This window comes from Pseudohalocynthiibacter aestuariivivens (genome assembly GCF_018457175.1).
GTDB classification, from domain to species: Bacteria; Pseudomonadota; Alphaproteobacteria; order Rhodobacterales; family Rhodobacteraceae; genus Pseudohalocynthiibacter; species Pseudohalocynthiibacter aestuariivivens.
This window is the reverse complement of the sequence record NZ_JAGFNU010000002.1, coordinates 259,584-278,539: the sequence shown is the minus strand read 5'-3', so window position 1 is coordinate 278,539 and position 18,956 is coordinate 259,584. Positions and strand designations below refer to the sequence as shown.

At 52.6% G+C, this 18,956-nt stretch carries 19 protein-coding genes; 10 read left to right on the top strand and 9 right to left on the bottom strand.

From position 1 onward, the window contains the following. Nucleotides 1–70 precede the first annotated feature (70 nt). The 3 genes from J4E70_RS05270 (at nucleotide 71) to J4E70_RS05260 (ending at nucleotide 3,260) form a co-directional block, all read left to right on the top strand. Entirely contained in the window at nucleotides 71–532 is a 462-nt protein-coding gene (locus tag J4E70_RS05270) for an outer membrane protein assembly factor BamE (RefSeq protein ID WP_213888038.1), read from the top strand. A 99-nt stretch (nucleotides 533–631) separates the two neighbouring features. Next, nucleotides 632–1,414 carry a GNAT family N-acetyltransferase gene (locus J4E70_RS05265; protein ID WP_213888037.1) on the top strand — a complete coding sequence of 261 codons (783 nt, stop codon included), beginning with the start codon at nucleotides 632–634 and terminating at the stop codon, nucleotides 1,412–1,414. A 31-nt stretch (nucleotides 1,415–1,445) separates the two neighbouring features. Then, nucleotides 1,446–3,260 (top strand): ABC-F family ATP-binding cassette domain-containing protein, encoded by a 1,815-nt coding sequence (locus J4E70_RS05260; protein ID WP_213888036.1) that lies wholly within the window; start codon nucleotides 1,446–1,448, stop codon nucleotides 3,258–3,260. 6 nt (nucleotides 3,261–3,266) lie between these two features. On the opposite strand, the gene J4E70_RS05255 is transcribed toward J4E70_RS05260, so the two are convergent. The 7 genes from J4E70_RS05255 to J4E70_RS05225 all read right to left on the bottom strand — a co-directional run bounded on the left by J4E70_RS05255 (nucleotide 3,267) and on the right by J4E70_RS05225 (nucleotide 10,454). Beyond that, a complete protein-coding gene (locus J4E70_RS05255) occupies nucleotides 3,267–4,022 on the bottom strand; it encodes an SDR family NAD(P)-dependent oxidoreductase (protein WP_213888035.1) in 756 nt (251 codons plus the stop codon). Nucleotides 4,023–4,109: 87 nt separating this feature from the next. Next, complete coding sequence (locus tag J4E70_RS05250) at nucleotides 4,110–5,417, bottom strand: branched-chain amino acid ABC transporter permease (protein ID WP_213888034.1); 1,308 nt, start codon at nucleotides 5,415–5,417, stop codon at nucleotides 4,110–4,112. After that, nucleotides 5,414–6,424 (bottom strand): branched-chain amino acid ABC transporter permease, encoded by a 1,011-nt coding sequence (locus J4E70_RS05245; protein ID WP_213888033.1) that lies wholly within the window; start codon nucleotides 6,422–6,424, stop codon nucleotides 5,414–5,416. The genes J4E70_RS05250 and J4E70_RS05245 overlap by 4 nt, the downstream gene beginning before the upstream one ends. 3 nt (nucleotides 6,425–6,427) lie before the next feature. Next, the gene (locus J4E70_RS05240; protein ID WP_213888032.1) at nucleotides 6,428–7,141 is read right to left on the bottom strand and encodes an ABC transporter ATP-binding protein; all 714 of its coding nucleotides are present in this window, start codon (nucleotides 7,139–7,141) and stop codon (nucleotides 6,428–6,430) included. Next, nucleotides 7,138–7,926 carry an ABC transporter ATP-binding protein gene (locus J4E70_RS05235; protein ID WP_213888031.1) on the bottom strand — a complete coding sequence of 263 codons (789 nt, stop codon included), beginning with the start codon at nucleotides 7,924–7,926 and terminating at the stop codon, nucleotides 7,138–7,140. The genes J4E70_RS05240 and J4E70_RS05235 overlap by 4 nt, the downstream gene beginning before the upstream one ends. 98 nt (nucleotides 7,927–8,024) lie before the next feature. Further along, on the bottom strand, nucleotides 8,025–9,212 hold the full coding sequence (locus J4E70_RS05230; RefSeq protein WP_213888030.1) for an ABC transporter substrate-binding protein: 1,188 nt from the start codon (nucleotides 9,210–9,212) through the stop codon (nucleotides 8,025–8,027). Nucleotides 9,213–9,449: 237 nt separating this feature from the next. Then, nucleotides 9,450–10,454, bottom strand: a complete 1,005-nt coding sequence (locus J4E70_RS05225; RefSeq protein ID WP_213888029.1) for a GlxA family transcriptional regulator — start codon at nucleotides 10,452–10,454, stop codon at nucleotides 9,450–9,452. 189 nt (nucleotides 10,455–10,643) lie between these two features. On the opposite strand from J4E70_RS05225, the gene J4E70_RS05220 reads away from it, so the two are divergent. Next, nucleotides 10,644–12,014, top strand: coding sequence for a class II 3-deoxy-7-phosphoheptulonate synthase (locus J4E70_RS05220; RefSeq protein WP_213888028.1), 1,371 nt, complete (start codon nucleotides 10,644–10,646; stop codon nucleotides 12,012–12,014). A 41-nt stretch (nucleotides 12,015–12,055) separates the two neighbouring features. On the opposite strand, the gene J4E70_RS05215 is transcribed toward J4E70_RS05220, so the two are convergent. Continuing rightward, the gene (locus tag J4E70_RS05215; RefSeq protein ID WP_213888027.1) at nucleotides 12,056–12,724 is read right to left on the bottom strand and encodes a PAS domain-containing protein; all 669 of its coding nucleotides are present in this window, start codon (nucleotides 12,722–12,724) and stop codon (nucleotides 12,056–12,058) included. A 157-nt stretch (nucleotides 12,725–12,881) separates the two neighbouring features. Between J4E70_RS05215 and J4E70_RS05210 the strand changes: the two genes are divergently transcribed. The 4 genes from J4E70_RS05210 to J4E70_RS05195 are packed head-to-tail and all read left to right on the top strand — an operon-like array spanning nucleotide 12,882 to nucleotide 16,156. Next, complete coding sequence (locus J4E70_RS05210; RefSeq protein WP_246531616.1) at nucleotides 12,882–13,760, top strand: YicC/YloC family endoribonuclease; 879 nt, start codon at nucleotides 12,882–12,884, stop codon at nucleotides 13,758–13,760. Nucleotides 13,761–13,762: 2 nt separating this feature from the next. Further along, a complete protein-coding gene (gene gmk / locus J4E70_RS05205; RefSeq protein WP_213888025.1) occupies nucleotides 13,763–14,416 on the top strand; it encodes a guanylate kinase in 654 nt (217 codons plus the stop codon). After that, nucleotides 14,416–14,934: a gamma carbonic anhydrase family protein gene (locus J4E70_RS05200; protein ID WP_246531615.1), complete on the top strand. Its 519-nt coding sequence runs from the start codon at nucleotides 14,416–14,418 to the stop codon at nucleotides 14,932–14,934. Before gmk ends, J4E70_RS05200 begins: the two co-directional genes overlap by 1 nt. A gap of 28 nt (nucleotides 14,935–14,962) precedes the next feature. Beyond that, nucleotides 14,963–16,156, top strand: coding sequence for a trans-sulfuration enzyme family protein (locus J4E70_RS05195; protein WP_213888024.1), 1,194 nt, complete (start codon nucleotides 14,963–14,965; stop codon nucleotides 16,154–16,156). A 72-nt stretch (nucleotides 16,157–16,228) separates the two neighbouring features. Here J4E70_RS05195 and J4E70_RS05190 read toward each other — a convergent pair whose 3' ends face one another. Then, nucleotides 16,229–16,531, bottom strand: coding sequence for a hypothetical protein (locus J4E70_RS05190; protein ID WP_213888023.1), 303 nt, complete (start codon nucleotides 16,529–16,531; stop codon nucleotides 16,229–16,231). Nucleotides 16,532–16,703: 172 nt separating this feature from the next. Here J4E70_RS05190 and J4E70_RS05185 point away from each other — a divergent pair, with 172 nt between their 5' ends. Continuing rightward, a complete protein-coding gene (locus tag J4E70_RS05185) occupies nucleotides 16,704–17,756 on the top strand; it encodes an ATP-binding protein (RefSeq protein ID WP_246531614.1) in 1,053 nt (350 codons plus the stop codon). 148 nt (nucleotides 17,757–17,904) lie between these two features. Then, entirely contained in the window at nucleotides 17,905–18,933 is a 1,029-nt protein-coding gene (locus J4E70_RS05180) for a substrate-binding domain-containing protein (protein WP_213888022.1), read from the top strand. Nucleotides 18,934–18,956 lie beyond the last annotated feature (23 nt).

Here is an 18,956-nt window from a genome sequence, read left to right as displayed (position 1 = left end):
TCTTGAACCAAGGCCATTCCTTCTGTAAGCGGGATACGAGGCGAAGACTGGCGTGGCAAGGGGCTCTTAAATGTCAAACATCAGTACCCTGATGAAAAGTGTAATGATCGGGTTGGTTCTTTTGGCACTAGGTGCCTGTGCTGCAACCTATCGAAACCACGGTTATATTCCGACTGATGGTGAGCTTGACCTGATCCTTGTCGGGGTCGACACGCGCGAAACTGTCGCCAGTTCAGTCGGGCGTCCAACGTCGACCGGTGTTCTGGCGGATGGCGGATGGTATTACGCACAAAGCCGTTGGCGGCACCATTTGTACAAAGCGCCTCAGGAAATAGAGCGGCAGCTGGTCGCAATCAGCTTTGATGGAGACGGCGTTGTCGAGAACATAGAACGATTTGCCCTCGAAGACGGGCAGGTCGTGACCTTGTCGCGCCGTGTAACGGAAAGCAACATTCGTGGCGTCACGTTTATCGGCCAGATCCTGAGCAATATCGGTAACTTTGATGCCGGACAGGTCATTGGCGAAAACTAAAAGACGGGCCCTTTGATTTGCGATGGATTTCAACTAGCATCTTGCGCCGGCAACTGTCGTGCACATCTATGAGCTTTAAGGAAGGCTTCGGAGCAAGTGATGGCGACAATCGACAAGGCCCGCTTTACCGCACGTCTGGCTGTTTCAGCGCAGGATGTCAGGGATGCGCAGAGCCTGCGGCATCTGGCCTTTATTGAAGGAACCGGTGCGCCGATGCGGGTCGGTGGGCTAGAGCAAGACAAGTTCGATGATCGGTGCCGGCATGTTCTGATCGAAGAAACCGCAACAGGAAAACTGGTTTGTTGTTTTCGGTTGCTTCCGCTGAAAGACGGCAGTGAGATTGACAAAAGCTATTCTGCGCAATTTTACGAATTGTCAGCGCTGCGGGTTTTTACGCGCCCAATGACAGAGCTGGGTCGGTTTTGCATCCATCCTGATATTAGTGATCCAGATATTTTGCGGGTCGCCTGGGCGGTTTTGACGCGCTTCGTCGATGATGAAGGGGTGGAAATGCTGTTCGGCTGTTCATCGTTCAAAGGAACTGCGGCCGAAAATTATAACGATGCTTTTGCCCTATTAAGGGAACGCCACCTCGCCCCGAAATGCTGGCGCCCAAAGGTAAAGGCGCCAAATGTTTTCCAGTTTGCAAAAAGATTAAGGCGCAAGCCTGATGCCAATCGCGCCTTGTTGGGGATGCCACCATTGTTGCGCAGTTACCTTGCTATGGGGGGATGGGTTAGTGATCACGCCGTCGTTGATCGTGATATGAACACGCTGCACGTCTTTACCGGCCTCGAAATACAGGCGATATCGCCTGCGCGAAAACGCCTTTTACGCGCCGTTGCGGGTCAGGATGTGAATAAGACCGCTTGCAGTGGTTGACCTGCACGAACTCTCAGAGTAGCCCGCTGCCATGGCACGCGCACCTCTTCTTCAGCTTTCGGATATCTCCCTGACTTTTGGCGGAGACCCTATCTTCAAAGACCTCAATCTAATCGTTCAGCCGGGCGACCGCGTTGCGCTGGTCGGGCGCAACGGATCAGGTAAATCTACCTTGATGAAGGTTATGGCCGGATTGGTTGAGCCTGATATGGGTTCAAGGGCTGTGACACCCGGAATTCAGGTAAGTTATATGGAACAACATCCTGATTTGTCCGCATTTAGGACGCTCGGGGAATTTGCATCAAGCGGGCTGGAGCCAGATCAGACTTACCGCGTTGAAATGGCGGCGGAAGGGCTCAAATTTGATCCGACAACGCCTGTTGGCATCGCATCCGGGGGGGAGCGCAGGCGCGCCGCACTTGCGAAACTCCTGGCAGAATCGCCCGATCTCATGCTGCTTGATGAGCCAACCAACCATCTGGATATCGAGGCGATCCAATGGCTTGAATCTCAACTCAAAGAAACACGAACTGCCTTTGTCTTGATCAGCCATGACCGTGCTTTTTTGAATGAACTGACGCGTGCAACACTCTGGATCGACAGGGGAAAAACACGCAGACAGGAAAAAGGGTTTGCCGCATTTGAAGCGTGGCGCGACAAAACCTGGCAAGAGGAAGATGAAGCCCGCCACAAGCTTGATCGAAAACTCAAGGCAGAAGCACGCTGGGCCGCAGAAGGCATTAGCGCGCGCCGCACGCGAAATCAGGGGCGGCTGCGGGCTTTCAAGGAAATGAAAGCAGGGCGTTCCGAACATGTAATGCGGCAGGGCGCCGCGGCGATGGAGCTTGATTCTGGTCAAAAATCCGGCAAACGCGTAGTTGATGCCCAAGATATCTCCAAGATCTTTGATGGGCGAAACATCCTGTCAAACTTCTCTCTCAGAATCGAACGGGGTGATCGTGTTGCTTTGGTTGGGCCAAATGGCGTGGGCAAAACAACATTGCTGAAGATTCTGATCGGAGAGATTGAACCGGACACCGGAAGCGTTGCGCTTGGCACCAATCTTGAGGTTGCAGTTTTTGATCAGAATCGCTCAAAGCTCAGTCCGGAAATGACACTATGGGACAGCCTGACCGGCGACCCTGAAATGCGTGTTTCAGGCAAAGCTGATCAGATTATGGTGCGCGGAACCCCACGGCATGTGGTTGGGTACCTGAAGGATTTTCTGTTTGATGAAAGACAGGCCCGTGCCAAAGTGAAATCGCTCTCCGGCGGCGAAAAAGCGCGACTTTTACTTGCAAAAATTATGGCGAGGCCTTCGAACCTGCTGGTGCTCGATGAACCTACCAACGATCTGGATGTGGAAACGCTTGACCTATTACAGGATATTTTGGCGGACTATGACGGAACGGTGCTGCTGGTCAGTCACGACCGGGATTTCCTGGACAGAGTCGCAGCCACGACAGTAGCAATGGAAGGCGATGGTAAGGCCACGGTCTATGCAGGCGGTTGGTCTGACTACCAAAATCAAAGAGTGGTCAAGGAAAGCCTGACCCACACAAAGCCAAAACCAGCAGAGCTGAAGGCATCCAAGAAAAGCAAACAACAGCCAACAAGGCTTTCCTTTACAGAACAACACCGGCTGGATGCCTTGCCGGAGGAGATTGCGCGGCTTGAGGCTGAGATTGCGAAGCTGGAAGATTATCTTTCAACGCCAGAGCTTTTCAGCACTTCACCTGCGAAGTTCAACAAGGCCACAGAAGCGCTTGTAGAACGTCAGGCTGCGCTTGCTGCAGCAGAAGACGAATGGCTTGCGCTGGAAGAAAAAGCCGCTGAGCAGGCCTAGCGTCTTTTACTGCATTCTGAGAGCACCATCGATGCGAATGACTTCACCGTTCAGATAGGGGTTCTCGACGATGAACTGCGCAAGGCGCGCATATTCGCAAGGTTTGCCCAAACGCTTTGGAAAGGTCACGTCGGCAGAAAGCCCGCTGATAATTTCTTCGCCAAGAGATTCCAGCATTGGCGTCAGGAAAATACCCGGCGCGATCGCCATGATGCGCACTCCGATCGAGGCCAAATCGCGGGCAACGGGCAGGGACAGCCCCGCTATACCAGCCTTGGAGGCCGCATAAGCCGCCTGGCCTTTTTGTCCGTCAAAGGCCGCGATAGAGGCTGTGTTGATAATAACACCGCGTTCGCCATCTTCATTTGGTTCATTCTTTGCCATCTCGTTTGCAGCAAGCCGCAATACGTTGAAGCTGCCAATCAGATTGATCGAGATCGTGCGCTGGAAACTATCAAGCGCATGTGGGCCGTTGCGGCCAAAGGTTTTCTCGCCCGTGGCAATTCCTGCGCAGTTCACACAGGCGTTGATGCGCCCCATTTCAGCGCTGGCCTGTGCAACACCTGCCGTAACAGATGCCTCGTCAGTCACATCCACAATGGCAAATCCTGCGCCAATCTCGGCTGCAACGGTTGCGGCGCGTTCCGCATCCCGGTCAAAGATTGTCACCTGAGCACCCGAGTCGCGAAATGCGCGTGCCGTCGCCTTGCCAAGGCCCGAGGCGCCCCCGGTAACAATCGCTTTGGTATCAGTGATCAGCATGGCAGGTCTCCGAAGAATTGAACATGTGTTCAGATATTCCGTCAAAGCCCATCTGTAAAGGTGTTTGCGTTTGCTCTTTAGCGCGCGCTATTTTTCCGGAATCAGGCCCTTGGGGCTGAATCTGAGAACAAGGATCAGGATCAACCCCATGGTCAGCAGACGCATATGGGCCACTGAATTTTGCAGATGATCCTTTAGCCAATAGCCGTCATTCAGCGGTGCCGTTATCAGTTCCATCAATTTGGCGCCCATTGGCTCTACCTCGACCCAAAGGAACCAGATCAGAAAGCCACCGAGGACGGCCCCCCAGTTATTGCCCGAACCGCCAACAATCACCATCACCCAGATAAGGAAGGTAAAACGCAGTGGTTGATAGGTGCCAAGCGTAAGCTGACTGTCCATAGTTGTCATCATCGCGCCGGCGATGCCGCAGATCGCGGACCCAAGGATAAATATTTGCAGATGTCGCGCGGTTACGTCTTTGCCCATCGCTTCGGCAGCAATTTCATTATCGCGGATGGCGCGCATCATCCGACCCCAGGGCGAATTCAGCGCTTTTTCCGCAAGCCATAGCAGGATCACCAGAACGACAGCGAACAAGCCAGCATACGCGAGCTTTACATAAAGCGTAGAGGCCATGACCGGATCATGGAACCCAAAGCTGGCCGCGCGGTTAAGGAAGGCTTCTGAGGCTTGCAAGTCCACCTCGTAAGGCACAGGGCGCGGAATGCCGACAACGTTTTTAACACCGCGTGTCAGCCAGTCTTCGTTTTTCATGATGGCGATGATGATTTCCGCAATGCCGAGTGTCGCGATCGCCAGATAGTCCGACCGAAGACCAAGCGCGGTTTTACCGATGACCCATGCAGCCCCTGCCGCAAACAACCCGCCAACGGGCCAGGCCAGTAAAACTGGCAGGCCAAGCCCACCCAGATACCCGGTTCCGGCAGGGTTTACCTTTTCGATTGCCAAAACAGCTGGGTCAAACAGGAACCTGAACAGCAGAAAGCCACCAATCAGGAAGACAATCATCGCGAGGGTTCTTTTGTTTCCGGGCGCCATACGCCGATAGAGATTCCCGGCCCCAACAATAGTCGCGACACCGGTAAGCAGTGCAATCCCCATACGCAGACCGCCCACAGCCCACGCCTCGGTTGTGGGGGGCATTGAGACAAGCACAGCGGCGAGACCACCAAGCGCAACAAAGCCCATAACACCAATGTTAAATAGCCCCGCGAAACCCCATTGCAGGTTCACGCCAAGCGCCATGATGGCCGAAATCAGCCCCATGTTTAGGATCAGGAGCGCCGTGTTCCACCCCTGCACAAAGCCAGATCCGAAAATTAAGGCGCCAACGATCAAGAAAAGAGTGATATTTCTCATGCTGATACTCATGCTGTATTCCCCTTGAAGAGACCTGTCGGCTTAAACAAAAGGACGATGATCAGGATCGCAAAGGAAACTGCGAATTTGTAATCGGTCGACAAAAGCTGGACGAGCGTGCTTGGCTCCAGACTTTCCGGAAGCAGATAAATCAGAACCTTCTTGTAGGCGTAGGTAACCGTGACCTCGGAAAAGGCGATCACAAATCCCCCGGCAATTGCACCCAGCGGATTGCCAAGTCCACCCACAATCGCAGAGGCAAAGATTGGCAGCAAAAGCTGAAAATATGTGAAGGGCTTAAACCCTTTATCAAGGCCATAAAGCACACCTGCAATGGTGGCGAGCGCTGCAACGATGATCCACGTATAGGCCACAACGCGTTCCGGGTTGATGCCCGACAGCAATGCAAGGTCTTCGTTGTCAGAAAAGGCGCGCATGGATTTTCCGGTGCGGGTTTTGTTCAGAAACCAGAACAACAGCGCCACCACGATTACAGCTGTGACAATCGTGATTGCCTGACTGGTCCGGAACGCGAGCCCCTCGCTAAGCCCGGTCATTGTCTTAAAATTACGTGCTGAAATGATGAACCGTTCGCCGTCTGCAAACTGCTGACCATCGGGGCCGATGATGAACCGGACAAGCCCGTTCATCACGAACATGACGCCCATGGAAACGATCACAAGGATCACCGGGGCCGCCTTTTGTGCGCGGTAGAAACGGTACACCATACGGTCCGTCGCCAGCACCAGCAATGCAGCCCCAGCAATGCCAAAGGGCAGGGCGAGCAGGGCAGTTGGCATCGGCCCAAGGTTAATACCCATCGACTGGAACCACCATGTCACAAGTATGGTAACCATCGCGCCAAAGGCCATCGTGTCGCCGTGCGCAAAGTTCGAAAACCTGAGGATGCCATAAATCAGCGTGACCCCAAGCGCGCCAAGCGCAAGCTGGCTGCCGTAGGCAATAGCGGGAACGATGACAAAGTTTGAGAATGCCACGAAGGCGTTTAGGAATTCCATCGGTCAGCCCCCCAAAAACGATTTGCGGACTTCTGGGTCGGCCAGCAGGGCCTTTCCGGAGTCGGTGAAACGGTTACGGCCTTGGACAAGGACATATCCTTTATCTGCGATCTCAAGAGCTTGCCGGGCGTTCTGTTCAACCATCAGTATCGAAATTCCGCTCCGTGCAACCTCGATAATCCGGTCAAACAGCTCATCCATCACAATCGGGCTGACCCCGGCAGTAGGTTCATCCAGCATCAGAAGTTTTGGCTTTGTCATCAGCGCGCGGCCCACGGCGACCTGCTGGCGTTGCCCACCTGAAAGCTCGCCTGCCGCCTGATAGCGCTTTTCCTTTAATATCGGAAACAGATCATAAACCTGCGACAAGGTGTTTGAAAAATCGTCGGTACGAATGAATGCGCCCATCTCGAGGTTTTCCTCGACCGTCATTGAGGTGAAGATGTTTTGGGTCTGCGGCACGAACCCCATACCCTTGGCAACACGGGCCTGAGGGGCGAGCTTGGTAATGTCTTCACCGTCCAGTCTTACGCTGCCTTTGTGCAGGTTCAGCATGCCAAAGACTGCCTTCATAGCGGTAGATTTGCCAGCACCATTGGGCCCCACGATTACGGCAATCTCGCCTTTAGCAACAGAGATCGTGCAATCGTGCAGAATATCAGCGCCACGCCCATATCCACCGGTCATGTTTTCACCAATCAGGAAGGGGTTGCTCATACGCCGACCTCTGCTTTGACTTTGTTCTTAAGGCCTGTGCCCAAATAGGCTTCGATCACTGCATCATTTGATTTGATTTCGTCGATCGTGCCTGTGGCCAGCACTTTGCCTTCGGCCATGCAGATCACCGGATCACACAGACGTGCGATAAAATCCATGTCATGTTCGATTACGACGAAGGTATACCCACGCTCTTTGTTCAATCGGATGATCGCATCACCAATTGTGTTCAGCAGGGTGCGGTTCACCCCGGCGCCGACCTCGTCCAGAAACACGATTCTCGCGTCAACCATCATCGTGCGGCCAAGTTCGAGCAGTTTCTTTTGACCGCCGGACAGGTTGCCGGCTTTTTCGTCCTTCAGATGATCGATCGTAAGGAATTCAAGAACTTCATCAGCTTTCTTCAACAGCGCGGATTCTTCTTCTGCAACGCGTGCGCGGTGGAACCACGCATTCCAAAGTGTTTCGCCGGATTGTGCGCCGGGTACCATCATCAGGTTCTCGCGCACCGTCATGGAGCCAAACTCATGCGCGATCTGAAAAGTGCGCAGCAGACCTTTGTGGAAAAGTTCGTGTGGAGGCAGGCCGGTAATGTCCTCGTTTTTCATGAAAACGCGCCCGGATGTGGGTTTAAAAATACCGGCTATCACATTGAAAAGCGTTGTTTTACCTGCGCCATTCGGGCCGATTAGACCCGTTATCGAACCTTCTTCTATGGCAAGGGATGCCCCGTCCACCGCATGGAAACCGCCAAATGCCTTGACGAGGTCGTCTACGACGATCATTCCCAAAATCCCCCTCATTTACGGCTGTTTTTTTCGCCGTATTTTTGCAAGAACAGCCCGGGAAAAACCCGGGCTGCCTGAGTTATCGCTTTGTCAGATTAACGGAAACGTACGGTGACGTTTTTACCATCCTGAACTTCGATTTCACGGTAAGTTCCAGCGCTTTCGCCTGGTCCGATCAGTTCAACAGCTGATCCACCGACATAGTCGATATCACCGCCATTGCGCAGAATTTCGAGACCTTTGGCAAGCTCACCCGGGTAGATTTCTTCGCCCGGGGCGTTCGCAACTTCCAGGATTTTGCCAACGTAGTCGCCTGGTTCTGCTGAACCTGCGGCTTCCATTGCGAAAGCAAACAGGGCAACTGCGTCATAGCTTTCGGGTGCGTATGGCGATGTGCCTTCAAAGCCGTTTGCCGCCCCGAACTCAGCCATGGTTTCCGCGCCGCGGCCGCCGGAACCTGCTATCTGTCCGTAAGACCCGTTAAGCGCTGGTCCAACATTCACCGGAAGCGAGTCACCAATCATACCGCCCGGCAGGACGAATTGATCAAACGCACCTGAATCAAGCGACGCGTTGATTATACCAAGTCCGCCCTGATCAAGATAGCCTGCAACAACAAGAATATCGCCACCCGCTGACGCGAGCGCGCCGACCTCAGCCGAATAGTCCGCTTTCCCATCTTCATGCGCTGCGTTGATAGTGATTTCGCCACCCTCAGCCACAAAAGATTCTGCGAACGCGTCTGCCAGACCCTTGCCATAGTCATTGTTTGTATAGGTCAGTGCGACCGATTTGACGCCGCGGTCCATAAGAATCTCGGTCATCACCTGACCTTCGCGTGCATCCGATGGCGCCGTGCGGAAGAACAGACCCTGATCCTCAACAGTAGAAAGGGCAGGGGATGTTGCGGAAGGTGAAATCATCACCATCCCATTCGGAATGGCAACGTTCTGCAGAACTGCTCCGGTAACACCCGAACAGTCACCACCAACCAGACCTTTGATACCCTCAGCGGCAATCAGGCGTTCAGCGTTAGAGGTTGCGAGGCCGTTGTCGATACAACCGGTGTCGGCGCGAACGCCAGCCAATGTAGAACCACCAAGAATACCACCAGATTCGTTTATTTCAGCGATGGCCAGATCCGCAGCACTCGCCATGTGGCCCGTCAGTGATTCAATAGGACCGGTGTAGCCGAGCAGAAGGCCGAGTTTAATTTCGTCCGCGGATGCAGCATTAGCCGCCATAATGGCAGTGGCGGCAGTCGCCATAAGCAGTTTTTTCATTTTATTCTCCCTGTGAGTGATGGATTGGAATCCAACTGCACAAAAGACTACGCGCGCATTTTTCAAATAGGAAGAGGCATTTTCCTGGGTGCATTTATCGTTGGACCAGATTATTCGTTCCAGACAAATCCACGCAAAAGGTTACTAAATCGTTAACGATCATGGATCGTTTAACATTTTTATACATTGCCTCTTTTGCAGCCTGAACACAGGCTTCAAGGAAAACCAATCAGGGTGTCAGATCGACAATCGAACAGATTGGGCACCGCGTTCGCGGTATGGTGTTGTGCTATAATGTGCGCGATAGCATTTTGAAAAATGCGAGGGCGAAGCGAACCCGCAGGCAAGCGCGATATTGATAACACTCATGTCGGTTTGCATCAGCAGGTTGCGCGCTTTTTGAAGACGAAGCTCCATATAGTATCGCTTAGGAGAGCGATTCAGGTAGCGGCGAAAAAGTCGTTCAAGCTGGCGTGTGGACATGCCAACTTTTTTCGCGAGCACTGACGGTGAAATAGGTTCCTCGATATACTGTTCCATCATCTGAATAACAGCCGACAATTTCGGGTGGCGCACGCCGATGCGTGACGGAACAGAGAGCCGCTGTGTATCCTGATCTGTTCTGATGGATGAGTAGATCATCTGATCGGCGACCGCATTTGCAAGGTCTTCACCGTGATCATTTGCAATCACTTTGAGCATCAGGTCAATCGACGACGTGCCGCCAGCGGTCGTATACCTATTTCCATCCATTACAAAGATCGATTTCGTAAGTTCTATATCGCCGAACTCCTCGACAAAACTATCTTGGTTCTCCCAATGGATTGTTGCTTTCTTTCCTTCCAGCAATCCGGCCTTGGCTAGCGAATAGCTGGCAGTACAAAGCCCAGCGATTATTGCGCCCCGGCGTGCTTCGCGACGCAGCCAGTTGATGAGTTTCTTACTGGTCGTTGCCTGAATACCGACACCACCGCAAACGAGTATCGTGTCATCCCGCAAAATTTCCTCAAAGTCGCCGTCGACTTTCAGCTCTGTCCCAGCAGAGCATTTTACGCTTTCGCCACCCTCTGTCAGAAGTTTCCACTCATAAAGCGGCTTGCCTGACATGCGATTTGCAATGCGCAATGAATCCATTGCTGAAGCAAAACTCAACATTGAAAAATCATTCAGAAGGACGAATACAAAACGCCGTGGTTTTGCTGCGTTAAACTCTACATCAACAAGTTGTCTTGAGTGCGGCATTTAAGCCAACCTTCCGATAATTCGAATTCCCCGAATACAGGTTTCTATCGACCGTTCAAGGGCAATTCAGATCATATTTTGACTATATACACGCAGAAACAACGAATTTGGAGAATTTCTGCTGTTGGCAATGTGCCGAATTAACAGATATATACAAATCTCTCTATTCTCAAAGCTGGAGCTATGACAATGACACGGGTTTGGAACAAGTCTGACTGGCGCACAAAGCCCAGAGTTCAGATGCCCGATTATACGGATGATGCCGCACTAAAAGCAGTGGAAGCGCAGCTTGCGAAATATCCGCCTCTTGTCTTTGCCGGCGAAGCAAGAAAGCTGAAACAATCGCTTGGGGCCGTTTCCCGTGGAGAAGCCTTTTTGCTGCAAGGCGGGGATTGTGCTGAAAGCTTTTCGCAGTTTTCGGCTGATACAATTCGCGACACCTTCAAAGTCATGCTGCAAATGGCGATGGTGCTGACCTATGGCGCGAAGGTTCCTGTGGTCAAAGTGGGCCGTATGGCCGGTCAGTTCGCAAAACCGCGCTCTGCACCAACCGAAGTAAAGAATGGCGTCGAATTACCAAGTTACCGCGGTGATATCATCAACGAGTTGGATTTCACCTCAGGTGCCCGCATGCCTGACCCGCAGAAAATGCTGCAGGCTTACATGCAATCCGCCGCAACGCTCAATCTTGTGCGCGCTTTCAGCCAGGGTGGCTATGCGGATGTGCATCAGGTCCATGCCTGGACGCTTGGGTTTACAGACCGCGACGAGTCGGAAAAATACCGTGATATGGCAAACCGCATTTCCGACACGCTCGATTTCATGACAGCGGCGGGCGTGGACAGCAATAATTCGCATACGCTTCAGACTGTAGACTTTTACACGAGCCACGAGGCGCTGCTGCTTGAATATGAAGAAGCACTTTGCCGGATTGATTCTACGACCGGTCTGCCGGTCGCTGGATCAGGACATATGATCTGGATTGGTGACAGGACTCGCCAGCCTGACGGTGCGCATGTCGAATTTGCACGCGGTGTGCAAAATCCAATAGGTATGAAATGCGGCCCGACAACAACGGCGGAAGACCTCAAGGTGCTAATGGAAAAACTGAACCCGGAAAATGAAGCGGGTCGTTTGACACTGATCGCTCGTTTTGGTGCCGGTTCTGTCGGAGACCACTTGCCGCGACTCATAAAGGCAGTTCAGGAAGAAGGGGCCAAGGTTGTTTGGACCTGCGACCCGATGCATGGCAATACGATCAAATCATCGTCCGGGTACAAAACCCGACCATTTGATTCTGTGCTGCGCGAAGTGCGCGAGTTTTTTGCCCTTCACAAAGCAGAAGGCACGATCCCCGGTGGTGTACATTTTGAGATGACAGGTCAGGACGTAACAGAATGCACCGGTGGTGTACGCGCTGTGACAGACGAGGATTTGTCTGATCGCTATCACACAGCATGCGATCCGCGTCTGAACGCGAGTCAGTCGCTTGAATTGGCGTTTCTGGTTGCAGAAGAGCTTTCGGAAAACCGTAAAGAACAGCAAGCAGCAGTCGTTTAAGATTTCTGATCAGAGCCGCAGCAATACACTTGGCGGCTTTATCAGGTATCTGATTTGACCAATCTAAGGGCCGGGTGCATAGCGTCTGGCCCTTTTTGTTTGTAGGGCATTTGTGTTTCGGTAAAAGCTAGGGCATTTGGGTTCGTTGCGGGGTTTCGTTTCTCGTCAGAAATTATTCGCCTTCTGCTGATCTTCCCGATATGAAAACGGCGTGGCGTGCGCCCCGTTGTGCCTTCGCTGACCAAACACCCTAACACGCGTGAAATTTCTCCAAGATCGCTTTTCATGGGTAAAAGCATTAGCTGCCCATCAATCGGTGGTTTGCCGATCCCTCGTTCGGCAGAAAGCGAGAGCGTGGCTTTTTCAGGTTCCGTAAAAACCTGTTCCAAGGTGTCAGATAAAGGTTTTCTCGCCTTCGGCACAAACAATGTAGCGAGTGGCATTCCGCGCACTTCCATTCCCATTAACGTTACAAGGTGCATACCTGCGATGCGGAAACGTGCGTGCCCCGGCGCAACGCGTTCCAGAATAAATGCGTATTCCAGCGCCTTTTCAATTCCACGTGGGTCAACATCCGCGCGGAAAGGCGCAAGCCGGTTTTTTCGTAAGGCTTCCCAATAGGCATCGACCTGTTGCAGCGCAGGGTGTTTCACCTCCTGAACATAATCGGAAAACGGAATAATATTTTGCCCTTCTGAAAGGTTTTTCATGGTGCCGCACTCTCTATCGATTTACACCCCTGTTATCGGGGTTTGTTGTTCATAGGGGATGGCTCTGTTAACCCTATGTCCACAATGGTTACTCGTAAGTTAACATCGCATAGGTTGCGCAGGGTTTGGGGGATAAAGTTGTTAAATGGTTAACTCTATGACGGGCTTTGCCACGGGACGAGGACAAAACGAGACCTACAGCTGGACCTGGGAATTGCGCAGCGTGAATGCAAAAGGACTGGATCTGAGGTTGCGCGTTCCGGACTGGATATCCGGTCTTGAACAGGCACTGCGTGGTATTTTGAGCAAGCGTATCGCACGCGGTAGCGTGAACCTGACGCTTCGCGTCCTGCGCGAAGATAGCGCTGAAACACAAAGCCTTAATCAAGACCAGATGCGCCGTGTCCTTGCACAAATTGCCGAGGTTGAAATCGCCGCCGCTGAAGCAGATATTTCGCTTGTGCCGACACGGGCCAGTGATGTCATGGCCCAGCGCGGTGTTTTGGAAATGAGTAGTGCCGAAGACGACAGCGGCGCGCTAATGGCGGCTCTGCTAGCTGATTTTGAGCCACTGGTTGCAGATTTCAGCAAGATGCGTGCCTCAGAAGGTGCAGCACTTCAATCTGTGATTTCCGGGCAAATTGACCATATCGGAGAATTGACAAAGCGCGCCAAGGTCGTCGCGGAAGATCGCAAACCAAAGGTTGCTGAACAACTGCGTGCTAATCTTGCGCTGGTGCTTGAAAACATGCAGGGCGTTGACGAAAGCCGCCTGGCGCAGGAACTAGCGCTGCTCGCGGTAAAGGCGGACGTGACCGAAGAAATTGACCGCCTGATGGCCCATGTCGACGCTGCAAACGAACTGCTTAAAACCAAGGGAAGCATTGGGCGTAAGCTCGATTTTCTGATGCAGGAATTTATGCGCGAAGCAAACACGCTGTGCTCAAAATCGCAGTCGGTTGATCTGACCTCTCTGGGCCTTGACCTGAAAGCGACCATCGATCAGATGCGCGAACAAGTTCAGAATGTGGAGTAGGCATGAGCGAGTCAAAACCCAACAGACGTGGTATCCTGATTATTCTTTCATCCCCGTCCGGGGCTGGTAAATCGACACTGGCAAAAAGATTGATGGCGTGGGATCCGAGCCTCAAGTTTTCAGTTTCAGCAACTACTCGCGCACCGCGACCCGGTGAAGAAGACGGGCGAGAATATTATTTCAAAACACATGATGAGTTCCAGAAAATGGTTGAAGAAGGCGAAATGCTGGAGCATGCGCAGGTGTTTGACCATTTTTACGGGTCTCCGAAGGCCCCTGTCGAAGACGCAATCAAAGCGGGCCGCGATGTGCTGTTTGATATTGATTGGCAAGGTGGGCAGCAAATCAGAAATTCAACTTTGGCAGATGACGTCGTGTCGATCTTTGTTTTGCCACCTTCGATAGCCGAACTTGAAAGCAGGCTCCGCTCGCGCGCGCAGGACAGCGACGAGGTGATCGCCGGACGTATGCGCAAAAGCCGTGACGAGATCAGCCACTGGGCCGAGTATGACTACGTTCTGGTCAATACTGATGTGGATAAGGCGGAGCTGCAAATGATCTCGATCGTTTCAGCAGAACGTCAGAGGCGCAGCCGCCAACCCGGGTTGGTTGAACTGGTGCGCGGCCTGAACACAGAATTTGAGGAGCGGACATAATGCTCTATTCACTGGATGGCATATCGCCGGAACTGGATGATGATAGCTGGGTTGCCCCGGATGCAAACCTGATTGGACATGTCCGGCTGGACGCAGGGGCATCCGTCTGGTTCGGGTCCACTTTGCGCGGTGACAACGAACTGATCCATGTCGGTGAAGGCAGCAATATTCAGGAAAATTCAGTGCTGCACACGGATATCGGATATCCGCTGACAATTGGTAAGAACTGCACGATTGGCCATAAGGCAATGCTGCATGGCTGCACAATAGGCGAACAAAGCCTGATCGGTATGGGCGCGATGGTCTTGAATGGCGCGCGGGTCGGCCGAAATTGCCTGATTGGGGCAGGGGCGTTGATCACGGAAGGTAAGGAAATCCCGGATGGCTCACTTGTGATGGGTGCGCCCGGCAGGGTTGTTCGTGCTTTGGATGAAGAGGCAATCGCGGGCCTGCTGGCTTCTGCCCAAGGCTATCAGCAAAACATGCGCCGTTACCGTGACGGGCTAAGCAACGCCTGAACAAATCCCGTCCGAAAGGAACCCCCTAATGTCAGAGTCAAAGTCACCCTCCCTCGTGCGCCGCACACCCTGGCCAGAAAGCACAAGCCGTCCTGTTGGCACACCCATTCAGCCGTCAGTCGTCTATGCGTCTGACTGCCCGGATGCGCTTGACGATCAATATGAGGGGCGGACGTCCGGCTATGCATATTCGCGCGAAGGCCATCCGAACGCCAGCGTTCTTGCTCAAAAGATTGATGGTATGGAAGGTGTGAGCGGCGGCATCATTACATCGTCTGGCATGGCCGCCGTAACCGCAGCGGTTCTGGGGCTTTTGAACACCGGCGACCACATCATTGCGGGGGATCAGCTTTATGGCCGCTCCCTACGTATGATGAACGAGGATCTGCCAAGATTTGGCATCGGATTCACTTTGGCCGACCCGACGGATACCGCAGCCTTCGAGGCCGCTATTCGCGCGGAAACAAAAGCAATTCTGGTAGAGGTTGTTTCAAACCCAACGCTGCGGGTTGCGGATATGGAAGGGATCGTTCGGCTGGCAAAGGCGCATGGCCTGATCCTAATGATCGACAATACGTTTACAACGCCGCGTGGGTATAGCCCGTTTGAGCATGGTGCCGATGTTGTCATCCACTCTGTCACGAAACTGCTTGCTGGTCATTCCGACGCGATGCTTGGCTATGTCGTCGCACGCGACGAAAACTTGCAGGAAAGAATTGCGACTACGGCAATCACTTGGGGCATGACCGGCAGCCCGTTTGACTGCTGGCTTGCTGAACGCGGGCTTTACTCGTTCGAATTGCGCTATGATCGGGCGGCAGAGAGCGCAGCGCGTCTTGCAGACCATCTGGCCGGGCTAATGGGTGTAAAGCGTGTTGTTTATCCGATGCGTTCTGACCACCCGGACCACAACCGTGCCGTTGCTTTGTTGTCTGGTCGGGGGGGTAACATGGTCAGCTTTGAAATCAATGGCGGGCGTGACGCTGCAAACACATTGGCCCGAGCTGCGAAGAACATCGCTTTTGCGCCAACTCTTGGCGACATCGGAACAACGCTAAGCCATTCAGCATCGTCTTCCCACAGGGCGTTGTCAGAAGACCAACGGCTTGCCCTGGGCATTTCACAAGGGTTTTTCCGTGTGTCTGTCGGTGTCGAAGACATTGATCTGTTAAAAGAAGAATTCACCGAAGCGATTGAGGCGGCTAACGCTACTCGGTCTTGACTGTTGGATTATCATCGATTTGCAGAAGCTCAAAATCAAGCTTGGGCGCGAGGGTTTTGAACTCTTTCAGAATCATCTTTGGTGTTGGCAATGCTGGGCAAAGAACACGAAACTTCCCTTTGAAGCTGAATTCGCAAAGGACCTTCGCAAGATCCAGCGCGTCAAAGCGCCTCGCGATGAGGGGGCAAGCACAACACAAGGGTTCAACCGCTGCAACAAATCAGCGGTGATTTCGTTGAATTTGACAAATTCAATCAGTTCAACCTTGGGAAGCTCTCTGCCGTTGCTAAGCCAGTCCTGAACATCGCCAACGACCAAAATCAATCCGGTGTTTTGGTTGTTTGATGGAGTATGCGTTTGCCCTGTCGTCGTCATTCTTTTCCGCTCTTCCACTGACTGTGGAATGAGATCCCCTCATCGGAATAGTTTTACAAGCATCTAGCGGCAATATAGGTCGGATACGAAGGGTCGTAAATCAAGATGTAGCGGTAAATCGTCGCAAAAAGACGACAGGACGTAGCGTCAATTTTGGGTAAGGCGCGGAAAAATGATAAAAAACGAAGCAATGCAAACTGTTTTGACTGGTGTTCCAATTCCATTGGTCCTGGTCGCTGCGGATGAGCACGTTCAAATCTTGAACCCGGAAGCTGAAAAACTGCTTGGCTATGGCCTTACCGGGCGGCATTATATTTCGGTCTTGAGACAACCCATTCTTTTGGATTGTGTTGAGGCGGTGCTGCGTGACGCTGCGCCGGGTGAAACGCGCTATATCAGTAACGAAGCAGGCCGTGAAACGACGTATCTGGTGACCTGTGCCCCTGTCACGCTGGAAACCCCTGGTACAGGGGCGATCATCAGTTTTAATGACGTAACACTGAGGGAAGAAGCAGGGCAGATGCGGCGTGATTTTGTCGCGAATGTGAGCCATGAACTGCGTACGCCTCTGACAGCCCTTTTAGGGTTCATTGAAACGTTGAGTGGTGCTGCGAAAGATGATGCAGCCGCGCGGACCCGTTTTCTTGAAATCATGGAGACCGAAGCGACCCGGATGAACCGGTTGGTCGGGGACTTGCTTTCCTTGTCGCGCGTGGAGAGTGAGGAACGTATTCGCCCGAACGACATGGTCGATGTAGAAGTCCTTGTCAGATCAGCGGTACAATCCTTGTCTGCATTGGCGTTGGCCGAGAATGTCCAGATAGTCGTAAAGGTTGATGAATCCTCAATGAAAGCACCGGGAGATTCTGATCAGCTCTTGCAGGTTTTTACGAACCTGATCGAAAACGCGATCAAGTACGGCGGTCGCAATAAAACAGTCGAAGTGAACTTATCAATCAGTACAAATGAAAACAGTTTGCGTGGTCCGGGCGTGCGCGTTGAAGTCATCGACCATGGCGCGGGCATCGACCCGCAGTATTTACCACGCTTGACCGAGCGGTTTTATCGCGTTGATAGCCACCGGTCGCGTGAAATGGGTGGGACGGGGCTTGGGCTTGCGATTGTGAAGCACATTATCAACCGGCATCGCGGACGTCTTAGAATCTCTAGCGCCACAGGCGAGGGCAGCAAATTCTCGGTCGTTTTGCCCATACGAAAAGCCTAGACAGCCGAAGTTTCTGACTTTTCCACGAAAAGTCTTGTTCTGTCATAAAACTGTTACGCAACTGTCACAAAAGCATTGTGCACTGCGCTTAGGAGGGCGCTGTCGGTTACCCGGATTGGAAACCGAAAAGCTAACTAGGAGCTCTCTAATGTCTTGTCTCAAACTGACTGCATCGACCATCGTGATCGCGGCTGTTTCTGCCACCGCCGCTGCGGCGCGTGACCAGGTGCAGATTGCCGGGTCATCCACTGTTCTTCCATATGCAGCAATTGTTGCAGAGGCCTTTGGTGAAAATTTTGATTTCCCGACACCCGTTGTTGAATCAGGCGGGTCTTCCGCCGGTCTGAAAAAATTCTGTGAAGGAGTTGGTGAAGGTACGATCGACGTTGCAAACGCCTCGCGCCGCATCAAAGATGCTGAAGTTGCAAAATGCGCTGAAAACGGTGTGACCGATATCATCGAAGTTCGTATCGGTTATGACGGTATCGTTTTCGCGTCTGACATCAATGGCAATGCTTTCGAATTTACACCAGAAGACTGGTATCGTGCACTGTCTGATACAATAGTCGTTGACGGTGAAGTCGTGGCCAACACAGTGACGATGTGGAACGAGGTAAACCCTGATCTGCCAGCGCAAGAAATTCAGGCGTTCATCCCGGGCACCAAGCACGGTACCCGTGAAGTGTTTGAAGATAAGATGATCCTCGCTGGTTGCGAAGCTGTTGGGGATTATGACGTCTTTTTTGAGGCAAACGGCGGCGACAAAAAAGCTGCACAAAAACAGTGCATCAACCTTCGTACAGATGGCCGTACCGTAGACATCGACGGTGACTACACGGAAACCCTTGCGCGGATTGAAAGCAACAAAGACGGTATCGGCGTCTTTGGCCTCGCATTCTACGAAAACAACACCAACCTGCTGCAGGTTGCGACCATGTCGGGTGTTGTGCCTTCGACCGAGACAATTTCGACCGGTGAATACCCTGTGTCACGTCCGCTCTTCTTCTACGTAAAAGCGGCACATATCGGTGTGATCCCCGGCCTGAAAGAATATGCAGAGTTCTTCGTTTCTGAAGAAATCGCAGGCCCGGATGGCCCATTGGCTGAGTACGGTCTGGTTGCTGATCCGGAACTTGAAGCAACTCAAGCTGCTGTTTCAAACGAAAACAATATGTAGTCAAACGGAAGGCGGCCTTCTAA

Bases quoted from the DNA above. Each gene is read 5' to 3' on its own strand.
- J4E70_RS05255 (WP_213888035.1), bottom strand. From the start codon at position 4,022: ATGCTGATCACTGATACCAAAGCGATTGTTACCGGGGGCGCCTCGGGC.
- J4E70_RS05230 (WP_213888030.1), bottom strand. From the start codon at position 9,212: ATGAAAAAACTGCTTATGGCGACTGCCGCCACTGCCATTATGGCGGCT.
- J4E70_RS05220 (WP_213888028.1), top strand. From the start codon at position 10,644: ATGACACGGGTTTGGAACAAGTCTGACTGGCGCACAAAGCCCAGAGTT.
- J4E70_RS05190 (WP_213888023.1), bottom strand. From the start codon at position 16,531: ATGACGACGACAGGGCAAACGCATACTCCATCAAACAACCAAAACACC.
- J4E70_RS05210 (WP_246531616.1), top strand. From the start codon at position 12,882: ATGACGGGCTTTGCCACGGGACGAGGACAAAACGAGACCTACAGCTGG.
- J4E70_RS05195 (WP_213888024.1), top strand. From the start codon at position 14,963: ATGTCAGAGTCAAAGTCACCCTCCCTCGTGCGCCGCACACCCTGGCCA.
- J4E70_RS05240 (WP_213888032.1), bottom strand. From the start codon at position 7,141: ATGAGCAACCCCTTCCTGATTGGTGAAAACATGACCGGTGGATATGGG.
- J4E70_RS05245 (WP_213888033.1), bottom strand. From the start codon at position 6,424: ATGGAATTCCTAAACGCCTTCGTGGCATTCTCAAACTTTGTCATCGTT.
- J4E70_RS05235 (WP_213888031.1), bottom strand. From the start codon at position 7,926: ATGATCGTCGTAGACGACCTCGTCAAGGCATTTGGCGGTTTCCATGCG.
- J4E70_RS05260 (WP_213888036.1), top strand. From the start codon at position 1,446: ATGGCACGCGCACCTCTTCTTCAGCTTTCGGATATCTCCCTGACTTTT.
- J4E70_RS05265 (WP_213888037.1), top strand. From the start codon at position 632: ATGGCGACAATCGACAAGGCCCGCTTTACCGCACGTCTGGCTGTTTCA.
- J4E70_RS05250 (WP_213888034.1), bottom strand. From the start codon at position 5,417: ATGAGTATCAGCATGAGAAATATCACTCTTTTCTTGATCGTTGGCGCC.
- J4E70_RS05225 (WP_213888029.1), bottom strand. From the start codon at position 10,454: ATGCCGCACTCAAGACAACTTGTTGATGTAGAGTTTAACGCAGCAAAA.
- J4E70_RS05185 (WP_246531614.1), top strand. From the start codon at position 16,704: ATGATAAAAAACGAAGCAATGCAAACTGTTTTGACTGGTGTTCCAATT.
- J4E70_RS05200 (WP_246531615.1), top strand. From the start codon at position 14,416: ATGCTCTATTCACTGGATGGCATATCGCCGGAACTGGATGATGATAGC.
- J4E70_RS05180 (WP_213888022.1), top strand. From the start codon at position 17,905: ATGTCTTGTCTCAAACTGACTGCATCGACCATCGTGATCGCGGCTGTT.
- J4E70_RS05270 (WP_213888038.1), top strand. From the start codon at position 71: ATGTCAAACATCAGTACCCTGATGAAAAGTGTAATGATCGGGTTGGTT.
- gmk (WP_213888025.1), top strand. From the start codon at position 13,763: ATGAGCGAGTCAAAACCCAACAGACGTGGTATCCTGATTATTCTTTCA.
- J4E70_RS05215 (WP_213888027.1), bottom strand. From the start codon at position 12,724: ATGAAAAACCTTTCAGAAGGGCAAAATATTATTCCGTTTTCCGATTAT.